Origin of the sequence: Frondihabitans sucicola (assembly GCF_030296615.1) — a bacterium.
GTDB lineage: Bacteria > Actinomycetota > Actinomycetes > Actinomycetales > Microbacteriaceae > Frondihabitans > Frondihabitans sucicola.
This window is the reverse complement of record NZ_AP027732.1, coordinates 977696-998510: the sequence shown is the minus strand read 5'-3', so window position 1 is coordinate 998510 and position 20815 is coordinate 977696. Positions and strand designations below refer to the sequence as shown.

Annotated in this window: 20 protein-coding genes, 1 tRNA gene and 2 pseudogenes; 4 read left to right on the top strand and 19 right to left on the bottom strand. The window is 69.0% G+C overall.

Features of this window, described 5'->3' with window-relative positions; translation table 11 throughout:
- Positions 1–78: 78 nt before the first annotated feature.
- Positions 79–714: a TetR/AcrR family transcriptional regulator gene (locus tag QUE79_RS05255; protein WP_286345748.1), complete on the bottom strand. Its 636-nt coding sequence runs from the start codon at positions 712–714 to the stop codon at positions 79–81.
- A 212-nt stretch (positions 715–926) separates the two neighbouring features.
- A tRNA-Ser gene (locus QUE79_RS05250) sits at positions 927–1014 on the bottom strand.
- Positions 1015–1139: 125 nt separating this feature from the next.
- Here QUE79_RS05250 and QUE79_RS05245 point away from each other — a divergent pair.
- A complete protein-coding gene (locus tag QUE79_RS05245; protein WP_286345747.1) occupies positions 1140–2030 on the top strand; it encodes an SGNH/GDSL hydrolase family protein in 891 nt (296 codons plus the stop codon).
- A gap of 64 nt (positions 2031–2094) precedes the next feature.
- On the top strand, positions 2095–3456 hold the full coding sequence (radA, locus tag QUE79_RS05240) for a DNA repair protein RadA (RefSeq protein WP_286345746.1): 1362 nt from the start codon (positions 2095–2097) through the stop codon (positions 3454–3456).
- Positions 3457–3703: 247 nt separating this feature from the next.
- On the opposite strand, the gene QUE79_RS05235 is transcribed toward radA, so the two are convergent.
- The 4 genes and pseudogenes from QUE79_RS05235 to QUE79_RS05220 form a co-directional block, all read right to left on the bottom strand.
- Positions 3704–4090, bottom strand: a complete 387-nt coding sequence (locus QUE79_RS05235; protein WP_286345745.1) for a dehydrogenase — start codon at positions 4088–4090, stop codon at positions 3704–3706.
- Positions 4090–4587, bottom strand: coding sequence for a hypothetical protein (locus tag QUE79_RS05230; RefSeq protein WP_286345744.1), 498 nt, complete (start codon positions 4585–4587; stop codon positions 4090–4092). Before QUE79_RS05230 ends, QUE79_RS05235 begins: the two co-directional genes overlap by 1 nt.
- Before the next feature lie 303 nt (positions 4588–4890).
- Positions 4891–5430, bottom strand: a complete 540-nt coding sequence (locus QUE79_RS05225; RefSeq protein ID WP_286345743.1) for an amino-acid N-acetyltransferase — start codon at positions 5428–5430, stop codon at positions 4891–4893.
- 96 nt (positions 5431–5526) lie between these two features.
- Positions 5527–8015, bottom strand: a pseudogene (locus QUE79_RS05220) (ATP-dependent Clp protease ATP-binding subunit).
- 189 nt (positions 8016–8204) lie between these two features.
- On the opposite strand from QUE79_RS05220, the gene QUE79_RS05215 reads away from it, so the two are divergent.
- Complete coding sequence (locus QUE79_RS05215) at positions 8205–9131, top strand: NAD(+)/NADH kinase (protein ID WP_286345742.1); 927 nt, start codon at positions 8205–8207, stop codon at positions 9129–9131.
- 162 nt (positions 9132–9293) lie between these two features.
- On the opposite strand, the gene QUE79_RS05210 is transcribed toward QUE79_RS05215, so the two are convergent.
- From QUE79_RS05210 to folP, 13 genes and pseudogenes are all read right to left on the bottom strand, one after another.
- Positions 9294–10142, bottom strand: coding sequence for a serine protein kinase RIO (locus tag QUE79_RS05210; RefSeq protein WP_286345741.1), 849 nt, complete (start codon positions 10140–10142; stop codon positions 9294–9296).
- Between the two features lie 156 nt (positions 10143–10298).
- Positions 10299–11207 carry a hypothetical protein gene (locus QUE79_RS05205; protein ID WP_286345740.1) on the bottom strand — a complete coding sequence of 303 codons (909 nt, stop codon included), beginning with the start codon at positions 11205–11207 and terminating at the stop codon, positions 10299–10301.
- A 204-nt stretch (positions 11208–11411) separates the two neighbouring features.
- Complete coding sequence (locus QUE79_RS05200) at positions 11412–12116, bottom strand: sigma-70 family RNA polymerase sigma factor (protein ID WP_286345739.1); 705 nt, start codon at positions 12114–12116, stop codon at positions 11412–11414.
- A gap of 16 nt (positions 12117–12132) precedes the next feature.
- The gene (locus QUE79_RS05195; protein WP_286345738.1) at positions 12133–12444 is read right to left on the bottom strand and encodes a sigma-70 factor domain-containing protein; all 312 of its coding nucleotides are present in this window, start codon (positions 12442–12444) and stop codon (positions 12133–12135) included.
- A gap of 512 nt (positions 12445–12956) precedes the next feature.
- On the bottom strand, positions 12957–13154 hold the full coding sequence (locus QUE79_RS05190; RefSeq protein ID WP_286345737.1) for a hypothetical protein: 198 nt from the start codon (positions 13152–13154) through the stop codon (positions 12957–12959).
- A 48-nt stretch (positions 13155–13202) separates the two neighbouring features.
- Complete coding sequence (gene lysS, locus QUE79_RS05185) at positions 13203–14696, bottom strand: lysine--tRNA ligase (protein WP_286345736.1); 1494 nt, start codon at positions 14694–14696, stop codon at positions 13203–13205.
- 16 nt (positions 14697–14712) lie between these two features.
- Positions 14713–15459, bottom strand: a complete 747-nt coding sequence (locus tag QUE79_RS05180; protein WP_286345735.1) for a Rossmann-like and DUF2520 domain-containing protein — start codon at positions 15457–15459, stop codon at positions 14713–14715.
- A 21-nt stretch (positions 15460–15480) separates the two neighbouring features.
- The gene (locus QUE79_RS05175) at positions 15481–17361 is read right to left on the bottom strand and encodes a PH domain-containing protein (RefSeq protein WP_286345734.1); all 1881 of its coding nucleotides are present in this window, start codon (positions 17359–17361) and stop codon (positions 15481–15483) included.
- Positions 17358–17840: a PH domain-containing protein gene (locus QUE79_RS05170; RefSeq protein ID WP_286345733.1), complete on the bottom strand. Its 483-nt coding sequence runs from the start codon at positions 17838–17840 to the stop codon at positions 17358–17360. Before QUE79_RS05170 ends, QUE79_RS05175 begins: the two co-directional genes overlap by 4 nt.
- On the bottom strand, positions 17837–18418 hold the full coding sequence (locus tag QUE79_RS05165; protein WP_286345732.1) for a DUF3180 domain-containing protein: 582 nt from the start codon (positions 18416–18418) through the stop codon (positions 17837–17839). Before QUE79_RS05165 ends, QUE79_RS05170 begins: the two co-directional genes overlap by 4 nt.
- Positions 18415–18972 carry a 2-amino-4-hydroxy-6-hydroxymethyldihydropteridine diphosphokinase gene (gene folK / locus QUE79_RS05160; protein WP_286345731.1) on the bottom strand — a complete coding sequence of 186 codons (558 nt, stop codon included), beginning with the start codon at positions 18970–18972 and terminating at the stop codon, positions 18415–18417. The genes QUE79_RS05165 and folK overlap by 4 nt, the downstream gene beginning before the upstream one ends.
- Positions 18969–19331, bottom strand: coding sequence for a dihydroneopterin aldolase (folB, locus tag QUE79_RS05155; RefSeq protein WP_286345730.1), 363 nt, complete (start codon positions 19329–19331; stop codon positions 18969–18971). The genes folK and folB overlap by 4 nt, the downstream gene beginning before the upstream one ends.
- Positions 19324–20113 (bottom strand): annotated as a pseudogene (gene folP, locus QUE79_RS05150) (dihydropteroate synthase). Before folP ends, folB begins: the two are co-directional and overlap by 8 nt.
- A gap of 336 nt (positions 20114–20449) precedes the next feature.
- On the opposite strand from folP, the gene QUE79_RS05145 reads away from it, so the two are divergent.
- Complete coding sequence (locus tag QUE79_RS05145; protein ID WP_286345729.1) at positions 20450–20716, top strand: hypothetical protein; 267 nt, start codon at positions 20450–20452, stop codon at positions 20714–20716.
- Positions 20717–20815: the final 99 nt, after the last annotated feature.

Here is a 20815-nt window from a genome sequence, read left to right as displayed (position 1 = left end):
ACGCCTTGGACGACGTGACCGTCTATGAGTGAGCGGCCGCGGTGCCGCGTCTGGATCGTTACCCGCGAGTGGAAGTCATCAGGGTGCCGGGGCTCCCTCTGCTGGACTCTCGTTCATCGAGCGGCGATGCCGTTCGACGCCGTCGGCGAGGCCGAAGACGTCGATCATGGTTCGCACCCGACGTCGGGTCTCGTCGCTGTCCGCGCTGCGGTTCGACCCGAGCTCGAGGAAGAGCAGGCCGGTGAAGGCGGCCGCTGCCGCGTCGTCCAGCCCGGAGACCGGGAGGAACTGTTCGTAGCTGGAGCGCAGGGCCTCGATGTTCGCCTCACCGCTGTCTCTGAGCTCGGGGTCGCGCACGGCCGCCATCGACAGCTCCATGGCCACGATGCCGGCTGCGAACTCGCCACTGCGGTGGATCGCGATGTACTCGACCGTCGCGTCTTCGAGCGAGAGCTCTCCGGCGAGGATCCGGCTCTCGTTGGCCTGAATCCGTGTGATGGCGATGCCTGCCGCGCGACGCATGGCGGCGATCAGCAGCTCTTTGGCCGTCGAGAAGTGGTACGTGACGCTGGCGAGCGACACACCTGCCTCTTCGGCGACGTTCCGCTGCGTCGCCGCGGCCTGGCCGCCCTTCGCGATCATCTCGATCGCTGCGTCGAGAATGCGCTCGCGCGTCAAGACGCCCCGCTCGAGGCGCCCGTCCGTCTTGACCATTTTCCACCTATCTGTACTGCCGTACGGAAACTGTACTGCCGTACGAAAACCTCGTCAAGGGTGGGTGGTGCGGGTTTTTTTGGGGGGGTTCCGGGTGTCAACGCTCTCGCGGGACGCGCTCGCCACAAGGAGGCTTGACCAGCGCTCGGAAAATGCAAGAGCCCCACCGGTTTCCGAGGGGAAACCAGGCAGGGCTCAGGCAGTTGCTTCCGCGGTACCGGTGGGATTTGAACCCACGGTGGAGTTAACCCCCACACATGTTTTCGAGACATGATCCTTCGGCCGCTCGGACACGGTACCGGGAGAGAGTTTAGTACATCTCGGAGCGTGTGCCGAACGCTCTCCCCAGCCGGGCTGATCCTGCTCACACCCGGCCCTTCGGATTCACTCATGACTCCCGAAAACGACCGGCGTATCGTGCGGGTATGAGCAACCCCCGAGCCGCGATCGGCATCCTGGCAGGCATCGGCGGAACGGCCGCCGCGGCGGGCGCCGGCTACGCGTACTACAAGCGTTTCATGGCCAAGCGCAATGCGGCCGCCGACGTCCTGAACAGTCTGCTGCCGGTGCACTCGAAGTGGTGGCGCGATCGATTCGGCGCCGACGGGGCGCTCTCGTACGTCGCGCTCGGTGACTCCGCGGCTCAGGGAATCGGCGCGTCCACCCCGTGGCACAGCTACGTGGGCAGGATCGGCGCACACATCCGCCGCACGACCCACGGCACACTCGGCGTCAAGAACCTGAGCGTCTCGGGAGCGACGACGCACCTGTGCAAGATCGACCAGGTGCCGCGCCTTGTGGACTACGAGGCCGACATCGTGACGGTGTCGATCGGAGCCAACGACATCGGCGACTTCAACCCGAAGAAGTTCGAGAAGAACATCCGCACGATCTACGGAGCCCTCCCCAAACACGCGATTGTGGCTGACCTGCCGTTCATGCTGCTGCCCGAGTCCGAGAAGAAGGTCGCAGTCGCCAACGAGATCGTGCGCCGCGTCGCGGGCGAGTTGGGGCTCGTCGTCGCTCCGCTCTACGCGACGACCCGTCGCCAGGGCTACCTCGGCACGTACCGCAACACGGCCAAAGACCTGTTCCACCCGAACGATGCCGGCTACAAGGTGTGGGCGTCGGCCTTCTACTCGGCGATCGACGCCCGACTCGCGCGCATCGCCGCCGAGCGCGCCGCCTCCGACGTGACGGCGACGAGGCGTGTCACCTCGGTCGCGGCGACGGTCGCCGAGAGGGCGCAGGATGCTGCTGCCGCACACAGTGCACAAGACACCGACTCGATTCCCCTCCCCAGTTCGACGAACTGACCGGTTTCTCCCCAGGGCGCCCAGTCGCCGCCCCGTTGTCGGAGGCTCGACCTAGAGTTGCCGCATGGCTCGAGTCACCTCCACGTTCCGCTGCACCGAGTGCGGCTGGACCAGCATCAAGTGGGTCGGCCGCTGCGCGGAATGCCAGCAGTGGGGCACGGTCGTCGATGCTGCCGCAGCGACCGCGTCCGTGCGGGGCATCTCCGCCGTCGCCGTGTCGCAGGATCGCGCGGCTCGGCCGATCACCGAGATCGAGGCCGACAGCGTCGCCCACTGGCCGAGCGGCATCGCCGAGTTCGACAGGGTGCTCGGTGGGGGCGTGGTTCCGGGGGCCGCGATCCTGCTCTCGGGTGAGCCCGGTGTCGGCAAGTCCACCCTCCTCCTCGAGGTGGCCTCTCGCGCAGCTGCGTCGGGGGCGCGCGTTCTCTACGTGACCGCAGAAGAGTCCGCGTCTCAGGTGCGTCTGCGCGCCCAGCGCACGGGCGCGATGCATCCCAACCTGTTCCTCGCGGCCGAGGTCGATCTCGGTGTCATCCTCGGCCAGATCGAGCAGACCTCACCCACCCTGCTGATCGTCGACTCCGTGCAGACCGTCTCGTCGTCGGCCAGCGACGGGATCGCCGGCGGTCCCTCGCAGGTGCGCGAAGTCGCGTCGACGCTGACTCGGGTGTCGAAAGACCGCAACCTGCCGATCCTGCTCGTCGGCCACGTCACGAAAGACGGCAGCATCGCCGGCCCGCGGCTTCTCGAGCACCTGGTCGACGTGGTCCTGCAGTTCGAGGGCGACCGGCAGACCGCGCTGCGCTTCGTCCGCGCTCACAAGAACCGCTTCGGCCCCACCGACGAGGTGGGCTGCTTCGAGATGACCGGCGACGGCATCGCCGAGGTGGCCGACCCCTCCGGGCTGTTCATGTCGCGATCCGGGGCACCGGTGAGCGGCACGTGCATCACCGTCGCCATGGAGGGCCGCCGGGCGCTGCCCGTCGAGATCCAGGCCCTCATCGTCGGCAGCACCGCCCCGCAGCCGCGCCGCGTCGTCAACGGCGTCGACTCCTCTCGCGTCGCGATGCTCCTCGCCGTCCTCGAGCGCCGCGCCGGCATCCGCCTCGGCGACGCCGACGTCTACGTCTCCACCGTCGGCGGCATCAAGATCACCGAGCCGGGCGCCGACCTCGCCATCGCCCTGGCCCTGGCCTCCGCCTCGCGCGAGGTGTCCTACCCGCACACGATGGCGGCCGTCGGCGAGATCAGCCTGGCCGGCGAGATCCGCCCGGTGGCCTCCGCCAAACAGCGAGCCTCCGAGGCTCGCCGCCTCGGCTTCACCCAGCTCGTCGACGCCGAGTCCGGCCACCTGCGCGAAGCCCTCCGGCGCGCCTTCTCGGCGGCGTCCACCGAGCGCGATCGCGAGCTCGACGCGGCCTTCTAGCACGGGCGTGCCCGGGCTGGCGCGGCGCGCTGCCCTCGCGGCCACGGCCACCGCCACGGCCGCTGCCTGTCGCTCCGCACCACGCCCGCGGGCGCTGCCTGTCGCTCCGCACCGCGCCTGTCCACAACTCAGGCCAAACCCGTGATTCCACCCCCACCACGGCCCACAATCACGGGTTCTTCCTGAGTTAGCGCCGCCGGCAAACCAGCACACGCCGCCTGCATCGGCCTTGCCAGCAGCCCACCCTCTAAGCCCGCAACGCCTTCAGCAGATCCTCCGGGTTCGCGGCCATGGTGTGCGGCCCAGCGATGTCGAAGAACACCTGCTCGAGCACGTCGAGGTGGGCCTCGATGAAGTCGCGCAGCTTCGGCGCGTCGTAGAGCATCACGAGCGTGACCTTCTCGCCCGGAACCATCGCCTTGTACGCGTCGGCCGACGAGAACAGCAGCAGGATCCGCTTGTCGGTGTTCTCGCGCCCGAACACGCGCACCTGCTCGTCGCGCCGGTTCGGCAGCACGAGCCGGGGCACCACGACGACGTCGTTGCGGAGCGCGAACGCGACCGCCGCGACATCCTGCGCCGCGAGGGCCTGTTCGAGCTGCTCCGAACGGAAGACGGGTTTGGAGTCGGCCATCAGTTCAGGATCATCAGGGCCGAGGTCGCCGACTTGATCGAGCCGACCGACACCGACAGGTGGTAGCTGGCCCCGCCGGCCGGAACCGAGCTGCGGGTCTTGTTGCAGGTCGCGGTCGTCGAGCGCGTGCGGTCCCAGGCGATTGCGGGAGTGGTCAGGGTCTGACCCGCGGTGATCTTCACGTTCTGGTGGGTTCCGTTCACCTGGCAGTCTTTCGACGACCAGTACGTTTCTGCCCCGCTCGTGATGGTCAGCGTCTGCTGGCTCGAACCGAGGTCGATGGAGCAGGCCGAGGTCGACGTGTTGGTGATCGACATCGAGATCTGCGGCTGCTGGAGCGAGGTGTAGGCGTTCTTGTCGGCGATGGGCTTGAGGGTGATGTCGGACGGTGCGCAGGTGCCGTTCGCGGCCGACGCGGTGGGGGCGTCGGTGGCGGCGCTGGTGTCACGCGGCGTCGGCTTCGCGGGAGTGGTGGTGGAGGGCGTCGCGGCGGCCACGGGGGTCGACGCGGTGGGGGCGGGGTGGCCCCGGATCCTGCGCCCGGCTTCGTCGCGATCAGCACGATGACGACGATCACCAGAAGCAGGACGACGATCACGACGGCCCGACGGCGCCAGTACACCGTGCTCGACTGCGAGCCGACCGGGTGCTTGAACGACGACATGCGCTTAGGGTAAACGGCGATCAGTGCCATCGCAGGCATGTAGACGGCGAGTCAGGCGACCTTCGGTCAATGCGAAGCGAGAGCGCAGGTTCGTCGCACCGACCAGGTGCTCCCGCACGCCCAGGAGCCCCTCTCCCTACCCCCGGCTCAGCACCTTCAACATGCGCGTGTTGCCGAGCGTGTTGGGTTTGACGCGAGCGAGGTCGAGGAACTCGGCGACGCCCTCGTCGGACGACCGCACCAGCTCGGCGTAGACCTCGGGAGAGACGACCGATTCGCCGATCTCGAGGTAGCCGTGCTTGGTGAAGAAGTCGACCTCGAAGGTGAGGCAGAAGATGCGGCCCACGCCGAGGTCGAGTGCGTCGCGCTCGAGCCCGTCGAGGAGCTTGTGGCCGACACCGTGGTGGATCCAGTCGGCGTCGAGCGCGAGGGTGCGCACCTCTGCCAGGTCGTCCCAGAAGACGTTGAGCGCCCCGCACCCGATCGGGGTGCCCTCGGGGTCGAGCGCGATCTGGAACTGCTGGATGCTGCCGTAGAGGGTGACGTTGTCTTTGCCGAGCAGGATGCGCCGCTCGACGTAGGGCGAGATGAGTCGCTGAATGTGCGGCACGTCGGAGGCCAGAGCCTTGCGAACCGTGATCTCGCCCGCCAGCGATGTGGAATGCCCCGAAGTCATGCTGCCAACCCTAGCGAGGCGCGTTCGCGAATACGCCGAAGGGCGGCCCTCCTGTGGAGGGCCGCCCTTGGCGGTGGAACTGTGGAGCGAAGGAGGCTAGGCCTCGATCTCGCCGGGCTCGCCGACCAGGACCTCTTCGCGGCCGGGCTGGCGTCCGGTCGAGAAGGTGAACTTTCCGTCGACGTAGTCGACCTTCACGTGGTCACCCGCGTTGAGCTCACCCTGGAGGATGTGCTCGGACAGCTGGTCTTCGACCTCGTGCTGGATCGCGCGACGCAGCGGCCGAGCACCGAGCGACGGGTCGAAGCCGATCTTGATGAGCTGCTCCTTGGCCGCGAGCGAGAGCTCGGCGGTCATGTCGCGGTCGAGTAGGCGGTCCGACAGGCGCTTGATGAAGAGATCGACGATCTGCAGCAGCTCGGGCTGCGTGAGCTGCGGGAAGACGATCGTCTCGTCGACGCGGTTGAGGAACTCGGGCTTGAAGTGCTTCTTGAGCTCTTCGGTCACCTTGGAGCGCATGCGGTCGTACGACGTGGCCGTGTCGCCCTCGATCTGGAAGCCGACGGGGCCGCCGGTGATGTCCTTCGTCCCGAGGTTGGTCGTCATGATGATGACCGTGTTCTTGAAGTCGACCACGCGACCCTGACCGTCCGTCAGACGCCCCTCCTCCAGAACCTGGAGCAGCGAGTTGAAGATGTCGGGGTGAGCCTTCTCGATCTCGTCGAACAGCACCACGGAGAACGGCTTGCGGCGGACCTTCTCGGTCAGCTGGCCACCCTCTTCGAATCCGACGAACCCGGGAGGGGCACCGAACAGACGCGAGACGGTGTGCTTCTCGCCGTACTCCGACATGTCGAGGCTGATGAGAGCGTTCTCGTCGTCGAAGAGGAACTCGGCGAGCGCCTTCGCGAGCTCGGTCTTCCCGACGCCCGTGGGGCCGGCGAAGATGAACGATCCCGAGGGGCGCTTCGGGTCTTTCAGACCGGCACGCGTGCGGCGGATCGTCTTGGAGAGGGCCGCGATGGCCTGCTCCTGACCGATGACGCGCTGGTGCAGCGCCTTCTCCATGAAGACGAGACGCGAGGTCTCCTCTTCGGTGAGCTTGAAGACCGGGATGCCCGTGGCCTGAGCCAGGACCTCGGCGATGACGCCCTCGTCGACAGTGCCGCTGGCCCCGACGTCGCCCGAGCGCCACTGCTTCTCGAGACGGAGACGCTCGCCGAGCAGCTTCTTCTCCTCGTCGCGGAGCGAAGCGGCCTTCTCGAAGTCTTGGTCTTCGATCGCGGCCTCTTTCTGGCCACGCACGACGGCGATCTTCTCGTCGAACTCGCGGAGCTCCGGGGGCGCGGACAGGATCGAGAGGCGGAGACGGGCACCGGCCTCGTCGATCAGGTCGATGGCCTTGTCGGGGAGGAACCGGTCGGCCACGTAGCGGTCGGCCAGGTTCGCCGCCGCGACGATCGCGCCGTCGGTGATGGACACCTTGTGGAAGGCCTCGTACTTGTCGCGGAGACCCTTGAGGATGTTGATCGCGTGGGGCAGCGAGGGCTCGTGCACCTGGACGGGCTGGAAGCGGCGCTCGAGAGCGGCGTCTTTCTCGAAGTGCTTGCGGTATTCGTCGAGCGTCGTGGCACCGATGGTCTGGAGCTCGCCACGGGCGAGGAGAGGCTTCAGGATCGACGCGGCGTCGATTGCGCCCTCGGCGGCACCGGCACCCACCAGCGTGTGGATCTCGTCGATGAAGACGATGATGTCGCCGCGGGTGCGGATCTCCTTGGTGACCTTCTTCAGGCGCTCCTCGAAGTCACCGCGGTAGCGGCTTCCGGCGATGAGCGAGCCGAGGTCGAGGAGTAGAGCTGCTTGTCTTTCAGCGTCTCGGGCACGTCGCCCTTGACGATCGCCTGGGCGAGGCCCTCGACGACCGCGGTCTTTCCGACGCCCGGCTCACCGATCAGAACCGGGTTGTTCTTGGAGCGACGGGAGAGGATCTGCATGACCCGCTCCATCTCCTTCTCGCGCCCGATCACCGGGTCGAGCTTGTTGTCGCGCGCAGCCTGGGTCAGGTTACGACCGAACTGGTCGAGCACCTGAGAGCCACCCTGCGGGCCAGCCTGCTGTTCACCGCCCACTGCAACCGCCTCCTTGCCCTGGTAACCCGAGAGCAGCTGGATGACCTGCTGGCGAACTCGGTTGAGGTCTGCGCCGAGCTTGACGAGGACCTGGGCGGCCACACCTTCGCCTTCGCGAATGAGGCCCAGCAGGATGTGCTCGGTACCGATGTAGTTGTGTCCGAGCTGGAGCGCTTCGCGCAGGGACAGCTCGAGGACCTTCTTCGCGCGGGGCGTGAAGGGAATGTGGCCGGTCGGCTGCTGCTGACCCTGGCCGATGATGTCCTGGACCTGCTCGCGCACGGCGTCGAGCGAGATTCCCAGGGACTCGAGCGCCTTGGCGGCGACGCCCTCGCCCTCGTGAATGAGGCCGAGCAGGATGTGCTCGGTGCCGATGTAGTTGTGGTTGAGCATCTTCGCCTCTTCTTGGGCGAGGACGACAACGCGACGGGCACGGTCGGTGAATCTCTCGAACATCTTCTAACTCCCTAGGTGACGGGCTGGAACGTCACCGATATGGCTGCAACACCCGCAGGGGGTGGGGTCACGTACGTCGAGACTAACCACGGCCCGGCAGGACGTCTGCCCCTGTTCGCCGTAGGCGTGACGGAGCCGTGCCCGGAGCGGGCCCCACCTCCTCCCAAGGGGGTCGGTAACCTCGGGCCCATGGCGAAATTCACGGTCGGCCTCGTACCTCACCCCACCAAACCGGTCCTCGAGTCGATCGACGTGCTGCGCGGCTGGAAGAAGGGCGCGGACGCTCAGCTGATCGCCCTGCAGGACGACGCCGCTCGGGTCGGCGACGGAGTGGAGCTGGTCGACGAGGCCGCTTTCGTGCAGAGGGTCGATGTCGTCGTGTCGCTCGGCGGCGACGGCACGATGCTCGGAGCGATGCGCCTCGTGGCGCCGCGACCCGTCCCCGTGCTCGGGGTCAACTACGGCAACGTCGGATTCCTGGTCGAGATCGAGCCGTCCGAACTCGCCGACACCCTCGACGCGCTGCCCAGCACCGACTTCTCCCTCGAGCCGCACCACGCCATCGAGGTCAGCGTTGCCTCCACCGGTTTCGAGAGCTCCTTCCTCGCGTTCAACGACCTCTCGGTCACCCGCCGCCCGGGTCAGGGCGTGGTCACCGCCGACCTCGAGGTCGACGGGACCCCGTACGGCTACTTCAAGGCCGACTCGGTCGTGGCCTCCACCCCGGCCGGTTCGACCGCCTACAACTACGCCGCCGGCGGCCCCATCGTGAGCCCTGCCGTCGCCGCCGTCGTCGTGACCCCCGTGGCGCCGATGGCCGGCATCGACCGCTCGGTGGTGCTCGGCCCGAAGGAGCGCCTCAAGTTCACCATCGGCGAGGGCACCCGCTCGGCGGCGCTGGAGCTCGACGGCCGAGTGGTCTTCGACGTCAGCGAAGGCACCGTCATCAAGGTCAAGCTGCGCAAAGACGCCGGCGTCGTGGCACGGCTCGACGCCGGCCGCCACGGCCGCAAGGGCCGCCTCAAACTCAGCCTCATGGACCTCCCGCTCCGCAACGACCAGCTGCTCGAACTCGTCCCTCCCGACGTCCGCGCCCGGTTCGCCCGGCAGCACTGAGCGGCGCTCTCCCGCGCGCGGCGGTGCCGCCCCTGGCCCGGCGGTGCCGCCCCGCTCGCCCGGCGATGCCGCCCCGCTCGCCCGGCGATGCCGCCCCGCCGCCCGGCGGCGCCGCTCCCGCTCGGCCGGCCCGCATCGCGCCTCGGCGACCCGTACCCCCGCCTAACCGCCGAACACCTCCCCCAGGCACTCCGCGAAGATCTGCTCGACGTCGCGCACGAAGCCGCGCCGCGCGAACCAGTCGGCGATGTTGCGGCAGTCGCGCTCCAGCAGCGCGACGCCGTTCGGGTTGCTCACGACGTCGACCAGCTGCGGAACGTCGATCGCGACGACCCGGCCGTCGTGCACGAGCAGGTTGTACGGCGAGAGGTCGCCGTGGGCGTAGCCGGCCCGGGCGAAGCCCAGCAGGATCTCGCTCACCTGCTCGAACAGTGGCCAGAGCGCCGCGCCGTCCTCCGTCACCTGGGCGAGGCGGGGTGCCGCCGTCACCCCGTCGCCGATGAACTCCATCAGGATCTCGGTGCCACTGATCTGCACCGGATACGGCACTGCCACGCCCCGCGCGAACATCTGACCCAGCGCCTCGAACTCGGCCCAGGCCCACAGCCCGGCCTGGACCGCTCGCCCGTGCGACGAGCCCCGGGCCATGGCGCGACCGTCGCGGGTGTTGCGGGTGCGCCGTCCCTCGCGATACTGGGCGCCGCGGTGGAAGTCGCTCGTCTCGGCGCTGCGGTAGCGCTTGGCCGCGAGCACACAAGCCGCTGCACTCCCGTCGTTCAGGACGACGTCGGCGGGCACTGCCCGCTCGATCAGGAACACGTCGGCCTCCTTGCCCGACTTGACGATGCCGAGTTCGGTGTCGATCGCTGCTGCGGAGGTCACGATCCACGAGGGGAACGGCCGCGGGCCGCGCTCCGTCGGGGTGGTCGCCGGCCATGTGGACCAGCGCTGGTCGTCGTCGGGATCGACGGCGGAAAAGGTGGGTACGACGAAATCGTCGGAAAAAGTCAACGGAAGTCTCCAGAGAGGGAGGCCACCGGACGGCGCTCGACGGGAGGTGAACCCGAAGTCGGTTTAGTGTGCGGCGACCTCGAGGGATGAGGTGTGCGGGGTCTTCTCGCGTGTCGCAATCATGCTCATCACCTCTTCCTGGTCGCCTGGCGTGCGTCAACACTGTAGCGTCCGCTCGTCGAGAAGGCGAGAGATCCGGTCGAGCAGGATGCCAGGACTCACCAGGTCGTCGTCGGTCACCCTCACCACCCGCCACCTCTCGTCGCTGTACCGCTCGTACTTCGCGACGTCACGCCGCCACTGCCTCCGATCGGTGCGGTGCTGATCGCCCTCGTACTCGACGACGAGCCGTTGCCGGGGCCACACGAGGTCGCCGTGCCCGATCGTCGCGCCGTGGCCGTCGGTGATCGCGGCGTTCAGCCCGGGTGGCTCGGGGAGGCCGGCGCGCACGATGATCAGACGCAACTCGGTCTCTTTCGGCGACCACACGTCGGCCCGCACGAGGCCGAATGCCTCACGCAGTCGCCGCGCACCGCGCCGACTCCTCCACCCGTCGACGGCGGCTTCGAGCTGGTCGAGGCTCTGCTCGCGCGCAGCCTCGTGCGGGGACCACCTGCCCGCCAGAGCGTCGCCCATGGCGACCAGGTCGTCGACGTCGAGGAGCGCCGCGCACTGCGACCAGGCAGCGAGGGGCTCGACCACCGGCAGCCCACCCAAGAACGTCCCGCGCACCACGCGCGCCCGATGCCCGACAAGACCCGGCCGCTTGGGGCGGCCTGCCCCTGAGCAGACGACGTGCAGCGGCGCATCGACGAAGGCGAGCGGGAGAGGAAGGCCCCAGAGTGCCGCCGCGGTCACGTGGCTGAACGCTGCGCTGTCGGCCAGAAGGGGCGCGAACTCGAGGCACCTTGCACGCGCCCCGCTCGCCTCGGAGTGGGTTCGAAGCCCGTGGTGAGGAGCGGAGAGATCGGGATGCTGAAGACGGCGCCGGCGGACGCCGAGTTCGCGGGCATCGTGCACCGCGAACGGATGCGACTGAAGGACGGCGGGGAGGGGAGCTGGCACAGGACCAGCGTGACGTGGCGGCGGTCTCGGGTGGGCGGGATCCTGCGATCTGTGGACAAGTCGCAGGCAGGTAGCCCCTGTGGAGAACAGGTACGAACGGCGAGTGGGCCGAAATGCACGCTAACCGAAGGGAAAGCGTACATTTCGGCCCACTCGCCGTCACTCCAGGAGGAGGACGACGACGACGACGCAGAACCAGAAGCCCTACTGCAGGTACAGCTGCAGATCCTGCGAAACGGCCTTGGCGAACATGCGCAGGCGGGCCCGCGACTCGACTCGCGACACCGCCTGGCGCGACGAATGGACGCGCTTCGAGATCTCGTCGAGGGTCATCGGCTGGTCGTCGTCGAGGCCGAAGCGCATGCGGATCACGCGCGCCTCGTCTTCGGGCAGCGCTTCGACGAGCGAGTGGATGTCGCGGCTGAGCATCGACGACTCGGTCGCCTCGCCGGGCGAAGGGGTCTCTTCGTCTTCGATGAAGTCGCCGAGTTCGCTGTCTTCGGCGTCGCCGACCACGGTGTGGATCGACACGGGCTCGTGGGATCGCGACTTCAGGTCGACCAGGTCGGCCACCTCCATCGCCACCTCGGCTGCGACCTCGTCGACGGTGGGCGTGCGGCCCAGGTCGACGGTCAGGTCGCGCTCGGCGCGAGAGATGCGGTTGATGCGCTCGACGGTGTGCACCGGGATGCGGATGGCGCGCGCCTTGTCGGCGAGGCCTCGGGCGATCGCCTGGCGGATCCACCACGTGGCGTACGTCGAGAACTTGTAGCCCTGCGTGTAGTCGAACTTCTCGACGGCACGGACGAGGCCGAGGTTGCCCTCCTGGATGACGTCCATGAAAGGAAGTCCGCGCTGCGTGTAGCGTTTCGCGATCGACACGACCAGGCGGAGGTTCGCCGTGATCATCCTGTCTTTCGCGCGCTCACCGTCGTGGATGAGCCAGCGGTAGTCGTTGCGGTCGGAGGGTGAGCCCGCCCGCCTCTTCGAGGAGGCGCAGCTTCTCTTCGGCGAACAGGCCCACTTCGATCCGGCGCGCGATCTCGGTCTCCTCCTGAGCGTCGAGGAGAGGCATGCGGCCGATGTGACGCAGGTAGTCGCCGACCTGATCGGTCGAGGCGCCGCGGACCTGCCCGAGGACTTCGACCTCGACCTCTTCGTCGGCGGCGCTGGACTGTGAGGCGCTCGTGGCGCCAGTGGTGTTCTCGCGGACGTGGTGATCAACTGCAGTCGTCATAATGTTCTCTCCGTCTTCAAGCGAGCACGACTCTTGTGAGAGTCGGTGCGACAGCGAAGCCACCCGTCCGGGGGTCTTTCGCCGCACTACGAGTCAAGCCGTGGTTACAGAGCCCGACAAAATCATTCAGGGTTTTCTCAAGTAATCTCAGGGTGCGCTCACAGGAAAGTCGTCGTATTGGGGTACGACGAGCTGTCCTCTTTGACATCGAGGGCGATTCGGGTGTAGGCGCATCTATCCGGAACGGGGTACGCTCTTCACCGGCTTTTCTGAGCAGGATCAGAAGAAGGGCACACATTCGGGGGACGCCGAACGTTAACCGGACATTTCCGGCAGTCGACCGCCGGGTGGATACGGGGTACAAACGGGGGCACTCTCGAGGGGTGGTGCACACGCCCGACAAGTGACGCCCCCGACAAGAACGGCGACCGCCCGGCAAGAGACGCACACACCCCCGCCCAGAAAGCAGAAACGCCCCCGACGAGAATCGGGGGCGTTGGAAGGGCGAAGCGTCAGAGCTCGGCGGCTGGCCGCACGGTGCTCTCTTCGGCCTCGGCTCGCGCTCGCTCTTCGAGCTCGATGGCGTTGTACGCGGCGCGCTCGGTCTTGTCGGCGCGGAAGATCGCGCGCATGGCGAACCAGAAGAGCAGGCCGACCAGAATGGTCGGGCCGATGGCGTAGAAGATTCCGCCGATGACGTTATGAGGCACGCCTCAAGGGTACGTCGCGCAGCCTGAATGCCCAAAGGCCGGGCAGGATCACTTCACCAGCGGGAACAGGATCGTCTCGCGGATACCGAGGCCGGTGACGGCCATGAGCAACCGGTCGACACCCATGCCCATGCCTCCGGTCGGCGGCATGCCGTGCTCGAGAGCCCGCAGGAAGTCTTCGTCGAGGCGCATGGCTTCGACGTCGCCGCGTGCGGCGAGCCGCGCCTGCTCGACGAAGCGCTCGCGCTGCACGACCGGGTCGACGAGCTCGGAGTAGCCGGTGGCGAGCTCGAAGCCGCGAATGTAGAGGTCCCACTTCTCGACGACGCCGGGCTTCGAGCGGTGAGCCCGGACGAGCGGCGAGGTGTCGACCGGGAAGTCCATCACGAACGTGGGTCGCACGAGCGATCCCTTGACGAAGTGCTCCCAGAGCTCCTCGACGAATTTGCCGTGCGTCTCTTGCGGCACCGAGATGCCGACGTCGGAAGCGACCGCCTGGAGCTCACCGAGCGGGGTGTCGGGAGTGATGCGCATCGACGCGGCCGCCGAGAGCGACTCGTACATCGAGATGCGGTCCCAGGACCCGCCGAGGTCGTACTCGGTTCCGTCGGCCCAGGTGACCACGTGGGATCCTGAGACGGCGACGGCGGCGTCTTGGACGAGCTGCTGGGTCAGGTCGGCGATCTGGTTGTAGTCGCCGTAGGCCTGGTAGGCCTCGATCATCGAGAATTCGGGCGAGTGCGTCGAGTCGGCGCCCTCGTTGCGGAAGTTGCGGTTGATCTCGAAGACGCGCTCGATACCGCCCACGGCCGCGCGCTTGAGGTAGAGCTCGGGGGCGATGCGCAGGAACAGCTCGGTGTCGAAGGCGTTCGAGTGCGTCGAGAACGGCCGCGCCGAGGCACCGCCGTGGATCGTCTGCAGCATCGGGGTCTCGACCTCGAGGAAGTCGTGCGAGTCGAAGGTCGCGCGCAGCGACTTCATCACGGCGGCGCGGGCGCGCACGGTGGTACGGGCCTGCTCGCGCACGATCAGGTCGAGGTAGCGGCTGCGCACGCGCGTCTCTTCGCTGAGCTCGGAGTGCAGGTTGGGCAGGGGCAGGATCGCCTTCGCCGCGATCGCCCACTCCCTCACCAGCACGGAGAGCTCGCCTCGGCGCGACGAGATGACCTCGCCCGAGACGAAGACGTGGTCGCCCAGGTCGACCAGCTCTTTCCACTCCTGCAGCGATTCGGCGCCGACCTCGGCGAGGGAGACCATGACCTGGATGCGCGCGCCGTCGCCCGACTGGAGCACGGCGAAACAGAGCTTGCCGCCGATGCGGAAGTGCACGACCCGGCCGGCGAGCCCGACGACGTCGCCCGAGGCGGTGTCGGTCTCGAGAGACTCGTACGCCGCGCGGACCGCGGGGATGGTCGTCGTGATCGGCACACCGACGGGGTAGGCGCCCACGCCCGACTCGATGAGGCGCTCGCGCTTCGCCAGGCGCACGGCCTTCTGCTCGAAGACTTCTTCGTCAGTAAGGTCAGCGGGCGCGTCGGTCATAGGGGTGACTCCAGAACTAGAGAGGGCCGTCGTCGTCGAACGAGGCCAACTCGATGGTACCGGGGCCGACCGAGGTGTCGGCGACGCCCAGAGCGCGGTCCATCGCCGAGCGCACGAGCGGGGCGATGACCCGGCCCGGCTCGGGCATGCCGAGATCGCGCAGGATCCCCACGGACTGCGAGACGATCGCGGCGGAGAACGTCGTCGCGGTTTCGACCGCCTCGGCGTAGCGCGGGCGGTCGGCGTCGTCGACGATCACCGGTTCGGCTCCCATCTCGACGACCAGCGCCTGCCCGATCGGCAGCACCGGCCCGGGTGCCGTGACGGCGCAGTACGAGTCGCGAAGACGCACCAGGTCGATCGTGGTGCCGGTGAACTGCAGCGCGGGGTGGATCGCGAGCGGGATCGCGCCGGCGTTGCGGGCCGGGTCGAGCACCGAGAGGCCGTGCACCGGCGACGTGTGCACGACGAGCTGGCCGGCCTGCCAGGCGCCGGTCGCCGCCAGGCCCGAAACGAGGGCTTCGAGCTGATCGTCGGGCACCGCCAGCAGGACGAGCTCGGAGCGCTCGACGATTTCGTGGACGGGCAGGATCGGAGCACCGGGGAGGATCGCGTCGGCCCGGTCGCGGCTCCGCTCCGACACCGCCGAGATCCCGACGATCGCGTGCCCTGCGGCCGCCAGGGCGGCTCCGAGGACGGGGCCGACGTGGCCGGCCCCGACGATGCCGACGCCGAGGCGGCCGGAGGGGCGCTGGGGGCTCACGACGGCTCCTCCCGAACCCGGTCATCCGGTCGCGGGGAGGGCCAGTGCGCGCCGCCGGTGCCCTGCTCGTCGGCCGGAGGGATCGACGGGGAGGACCAGTGTGCGCCGGTGCCCTGCGCGTCGGCCGGAGACGCCACCGGCAGCGGGCTCGGACGACCGTCGCCGCCGCCACGCACGGCGCCGTCGAGCCAGCGATGCGTCCGGTCGGCCCGCGCCGCGGCGACCGCATCGTGAGCCGCGGTCTCGAAGAAGTCTGTGGCGTCCTGCTGATCGATCGCTCCGATGTTGGCGACGATCGGCCCCTGGACGGTGTGCAGCTCGAGGAGGCCAACCGCAGTCTCCGCAGGAGGGGCCCTGCCGCACGCCGACGCTCTGCAGGCGAGGCAGGGGCACGACGACCAGCTGACGCCAGATCGCGCCCTTCCGGAGCAGCAGGGCCCCGGGCGCGGTCCGGAAGCCGTTCCGCCGCCAGGAGAACCAGCGAAGGACCTGACCGCGGCGCGGGGACGTGGTGAACCCGCCCTCGGATCCTGCGCTCGTCATGCCGGCCTCGATCAGCGAGAGCGTCCGCGTGGACTCCTCGACGGCTCGCTGCGGCTGCGCCGCGACCACTTCGGGTGCGGAGAACTCGCCGCGCGCCAGACCGTCTTCGATCTGCACGTCGGCAGCGGTGAGCCCGACCAGTTCGGGCAGGATCAGCCCCAGCACGCGCACCACGTCGTCTTTGCTGCCGACCGGCAGGATCGTGGTGTTGGCCTGGTTGTCGGCGCCCTTCGTGGAGGAGTGCGAGGCCCGGTTGATCTTGACCTCCCACCAGCCGAACGGCCGCCACATCAGCGGCTGGCTGAGTCGGATCGAGTGGATCCGGCCGGGCGGCAGCGTCTCGTTGCTGGTCGAGAGGAGGCCCCAGCCGATCCGGATGCCGTCGCGCGTCGACGTGATCGAGTAGCGGAGGGATTTCACGATGCGCCGCGAGTAGTAACTGAACGATCCCAGGATCGTGGGAAGGAAGACGAAGAGCAGGAAGTACTGGCCGGTGGTCACGATGCTGACCACGACGGCCACGACGATCGCGACCATGAACAGGGTGAAACCGCTGAGCACGGCGGAGCCGATCAGGCGCCCGAGGTGCATGTGCACGACCGACTGCGGAGGCTGGCCGTCCTCGCCGAGCGGCTCGGCCAGGAACTCGTTGAGCCGCTGCTCGATCACTCCGGTGCCCGGCTGTCCGACGGAGCCGGTCTGCGGGTTCGCTGCTTCGCGGGTCCCGCTCGCGCGGCGCAGGATCTCGCTCCGCACCTCGTCCGCGGACGCGGAACGCAGGTAGGCCAGTGGCACGTTCGCGTCGTGACCCGCCTGGTTGATCTCGAGCTTGGCGGCACCGAACACCCGCGCGAGGATCGGACGTTGGATGTTGATGCCCTGGATGCGGTCGAGACGCGCCCTCCGGTTGGTGCGGAAGACGATGCCGCTGCGCACCTCGACGGTCTCGGCCGTGACACGGAACGTGTTCATCCGCCACGACAGGTAGAAGATGCCGATGATGACGACGAGCAGCGCCGCGATCCCGAGCAGCACGAGACCGATCAGACCGTGGTTGAGCACGTAGTCGACCGGGTCTCCGTCGTCTCCTCCCCCGCCCCCGCGATGTCCGTCCGGCCCGGGGATGAAGAACTGGAGCAGCTGCTCGCGCGCGTTGTTGACGAAGATGCCCAGGATCACGACGAACACGATGCCGCCCTTGAGCAGCGGGGTCGCGGGGTGCAGCCGGTGCCACTCGCCGTCGGTCAGGTCGAGGGCCGCCGTCGACGCCGCTGCCCGCCGCGGGCTCGGCTGCTGGTCGAGCCGTCGTCTGCCCGCGGGGTCGGGCGGCTGGACCGGCCCGGGCTGCCAGCCGCTCACAGGCCGGCCCGCCGCGATTCGGCCAGTTCGACGAGGCGGTCACGGAGTTTCTCCGCCTCGGCCGCCGGCACACCGGGGATGGTCACGGCCGACGACGCCGCAGCCGTGACGAACTTGAGATCGCTCAGGCCGAGCGCGCGGACGATCGGCCCGCGGTTGACGTCGATCAGCTGCATGCGGCCGTAGGGCACCGCGACGAAGCGAAGGAACAGGATGCCGTGGCGCACCAGCAGATCGTCTTCGCGGAGCTGGTAGCCGATGGCCCGCACACGCCGGGGGACGAACGCGACCACCAGGATCGTGACGACCAGGATCGCGGCGGTGAGGGCGTAGGACCACCACTGGCCGGAGAACCAGGTGAACGCCGACAGGGCGGCGACGACGAGCCCGGACAGGGCGTAGCTGCCCATCTCGGGCCACTTGTACTTCGGGCTGATCCTGGTCCAGGTCGCGCCGTCGAGATCGAGTCGGGTGGTCACGTGGTGCTCCAGTGGTCGTAGCGGGTGCGGCTCTGCACCCCAGTCTCGCAGTATGCCCCGCTCGGCGGTGGGATGCCCTGTCGAGCTGCGCGGAGACCCGCCCTAGATGCGCTGGGGGTGCCCGTCGTCGGGTTTGTCGTCTTCGGGGGCGGCACGGTGCACATGTACTCGGCGATGAGCCCGGCCACGAGCAGCACGATCCCCCCGACGACGGAGGTGACGGTGGGCACCAGGGATCCTGCTCCCACCGAGACACCGCGCGTCAGCACGTACACGAGCATGCCGCCCACGAGACCGCCGAAGATCGCTCCGGCCAGGCTGGACGCCTTCGCGATGAGCACCACCCGGGTCGCGTAGTAGGCGTCGATCGGCTCGCGGGTGCGCCCCCGGGCGACGCGGAACACGGGCACGGCCAGCGAGATGACGATCGCGGCGATGGCCAGGAGCACGAGCCCGAGGGTCATCGCCGGCACGAACACCGGGTGCAGCGTGGCGGCCAGGGCGGCGTCGAAGGCGAAACCGGCCACCGCGGCGACGACCACGATGCTGATGATGGTCGAGATCCGGGTGCGCTTCACGCGACCCCTCCCGAGTCACGGGCGACGAGCGGCACGTCGAGCGATGGAGCACCGACGACGTGCGCCACCGGGTCGCCGAGGGCGCGCAGGATCACGTCGACCCGGCCGACACCCGGCAGCTCGGCGTCGGCGTCGACCTGCAGCCAGGGCTCCAGCACGAACGACCGCTCGGCGGCGCGCGGGTGCGGCAGCGTCAGTCGATCCGTGCTGTGGACGGTCTCACCGTGCACGATCAGGTCGAGATCGAGCGTGCGATCGCCCCAGCGCTCGAGACGGACCCGGCCGTGCTCCGCCTCGATCCGGTTCAGCTCGCCGAGGAGGGGTTCTGGAGCGAGCGTCGTCGACACGACCACGACGCCGTTGAGGTACGGCGGCTTGGACGCGTCGAGGCCCTGCAGCGTCACGGCCACCGACTCGATGGGCACGGACGCGCCGACGACCGTCACGCCGTCGATGGCGCCGAGGTCGGTCACCGCCTCGCGGAGGGTGGCGTCGCGATCGCCGAGGTTCGCCCCCAGGGCGATCACGGCGCGAACGGGAACCGCCTCGCTCATGAGCGACCCCGTTCGATCGTGATGGAGACGTCGGAGAACGGCACCGTGATCGGAGCACCCGGCTTGTGCACCGTGACGCTGGTGCGGAGCGCAGCCGGGAACGAGAGCACGGTCGACGCGATGCGTTCGGCGAGCGTCTCGATGAGGTCGACCGGTTCGTTCTCGATGTCGCGCACGATCTGCTCCGCCAGGACGCCGTAGTGCACGGTGGCGTCGAGGTCGTCGTCTCGTGACGGAGCGGCGGCGTCGATGTCGACGGTCACGTCGACGACGAACTCCTGGCCGTGAGCGCGCTCGAAGTCGAACACGCCGTGGTGCCCCTTCGCCCGCACTCCGGTGAGCTTCAGTTGATCAACCACGGGAACCTTTCTGCCACGCTTCCCAGACGTCGAGGGCGGCGCGGGTGGATGCGACGTCGTGCACGCGGACCCCCACGCCCCGGCCTGGGCGCTCAGGGCCGAGATGACGGCGGTGGCGGGATCGCGCTCGCGCACGCCCGCCTCTTCGGGCAGGAGTCCGCCCAGGAAGCGCTTGCGCGAGGCGGCGACGAGAATCGGCAGCCCGAGCTCGGCCAGTTCGTCGAGGTGCCCGAGGAGCTGCCAGTTGTGGTCGGCAAGCTTCGCGAATCCGAGTCCCGGATCGATGACGATGCGGTCGGGGTGCACTCCTGGACCACGAGTTCGGCCACGCGCCGGAAGAGCTCGGCCTTCACCTCGGCGACGGCGTCGCCGTAGGTGGCGCGCTGGGTCATGACGTCGCTGTGGCCCCGCCAGTGCATCGCGATGTAGGTGGCGTCGGTGTCGGCGACGACCTGCGCCATGTTGTGGTCGGCGAGGCCTCCGGAGACGTCGTTGATCACGTCGGCTCCGGCCTCGCGCGCCGCGTACGCCGTGGCGGCGTTCATGGTGTCGACGCTGACCCGGAGTCCGAGGTCGACGAGCTCGCGGATGACCGGGATCACGCGACGCTGCTCTTCGTGCACGTCGACTCGCGGGGCCCCGGGGCGAGTCGACTCGCCGCCGACGTCGATGATGTCGGCGCCGTCGGATGCCAGCAGCCGCGCGTGCGCGATCGCGTCGTCGAACTGCGCGTACCGACCGCCGTCGCTGAACGAGTCGAGCGTGACGTTGAGGATCCCCATCACGAGGGTGCGTGCGGGAACGAAGGGGGTCGCGGGCTCGGTGCCCTCGGGGCCCGGACCAGCCTGACGGACCACGGCGATGGCCCGGGTGGCGACGTCGTCGAGCTCGCCGACGGGCGGCGCAGGATCGTGCCGCGCGACCGTCGGATCGGATCGGCTCGCGGTCTCGACCGACGTGCCCGCGGCGAGCGGCTTGTCGAACACTCCGCCGGCGATCAGCCTTCGGCCCGGGGCCTCGGTCTGCGAGGGGACGAGCTGCTGCTCGGCACCCTCGACGGACGGGCGCGGGCGCACGGCGTCGGCCTCGCGGAGACGAACGGCGTCGGCGGCGCGGCGGTGTTCGGCAGCACGCCGGATGGCCTGCCCCTGCGCGGCGACGGCGGCGCGGTCGGCCGCGAGACGCTCAGCGGCCTCGGCGGCAGGGTCGAGAGCCGCGCTCGCGCGACGCCCCGAGGTGCGGCGCTCGGGTGCGGTGGGGGCTGCTGGGAGGCCGGCTCAGGTGCCGGGCCGCCGGCTGGCGCGGCGGACGTCTCGCTGAGACCGGGCACCTCGGCCCCCGCCGTCGCGGAGCGCGAGACGGCGGACGCCGCCGGACGCGGCTGACCGACCGGCTCCACCCGGGTGGCGGTGTCGGTCGCGTCGGCCGGATCGGGCGACGGCGACGCTTCGCGTGGCGACGGCTCGCTCGGCCAGGTCGACCCG

Bases quoted from the DNA above. Each gene is read 5' to 3' on its own strand.
- QUE79_RS05255 (WP_286345748.1), bottom strand. From the start codon at position 714: ATGGTCAAGACGGACGGGCGCCTCGAGCGGGGCGTCTTGACGCGCGAG.
- QUE79_RS05245 (WP_286345747.1), top strand. From the start codon at position 1,140: ATGAGCAACCCCCGAGCCGCGATCGGCATCCTGGCAGGCATCGGCGGA.
- radA (WP_286345746.1), top strand. From the start codon at position 2,095: ATGGCTCGAGTCACCTCCACGTTCCGCTGCACCGAGTGCGGCTGGACC.
- QUE79_RS05235 (WP_286345745.1), bottom strand. From the start codon at position 4,090: ATGGCCGACTCCAAACCCGTCTTCCGTTCGGAGCAGCTCGAACAGGCC.
- QUE79_RS05225 (WP_286345743.1), bottom strand. From the start codon at position 5,430: ATGACTTCGGGGCATTCCACATCGCTGGCGGGCGAGATCACGGTTCGC.
- QUE79_RS05215 (WP_286345742.1), top strand. From the start codon at position 8,205: ATGGCGAAATTCACGGTCGGCCTCGTACCTCACCCCACCAAACCGGTC.
- QUE79_RS05200 (WP_286345739.1), bottom strand. From the start codon at position 12,116: ATGATCACGGCGAACCTCCGCCTGGTCGTGTCGATCGCGAAACGCTAC.
- QUE79_RS05195 (WP_286345738.1), bottom strand. From the start codon at position 12,444: ATGACGACTGCAGTTGATCACCACGTCCGCGAGAACACCACTGGCGCC.
- lysS (WP_286345736.1), bottom strand. From the start codon at position 14,696: ATGACCGACGCGCCCGCTGACCTTACTGACGAAGAAGTCTTCGAGCAG.
- folK (WP_286345731.1), bottom strand. From the start codon at position 18,972: ATGAGCGAGGCGGTTCCCGTTCGCGCCGTGATCGCCCTGGGGGCGAAC.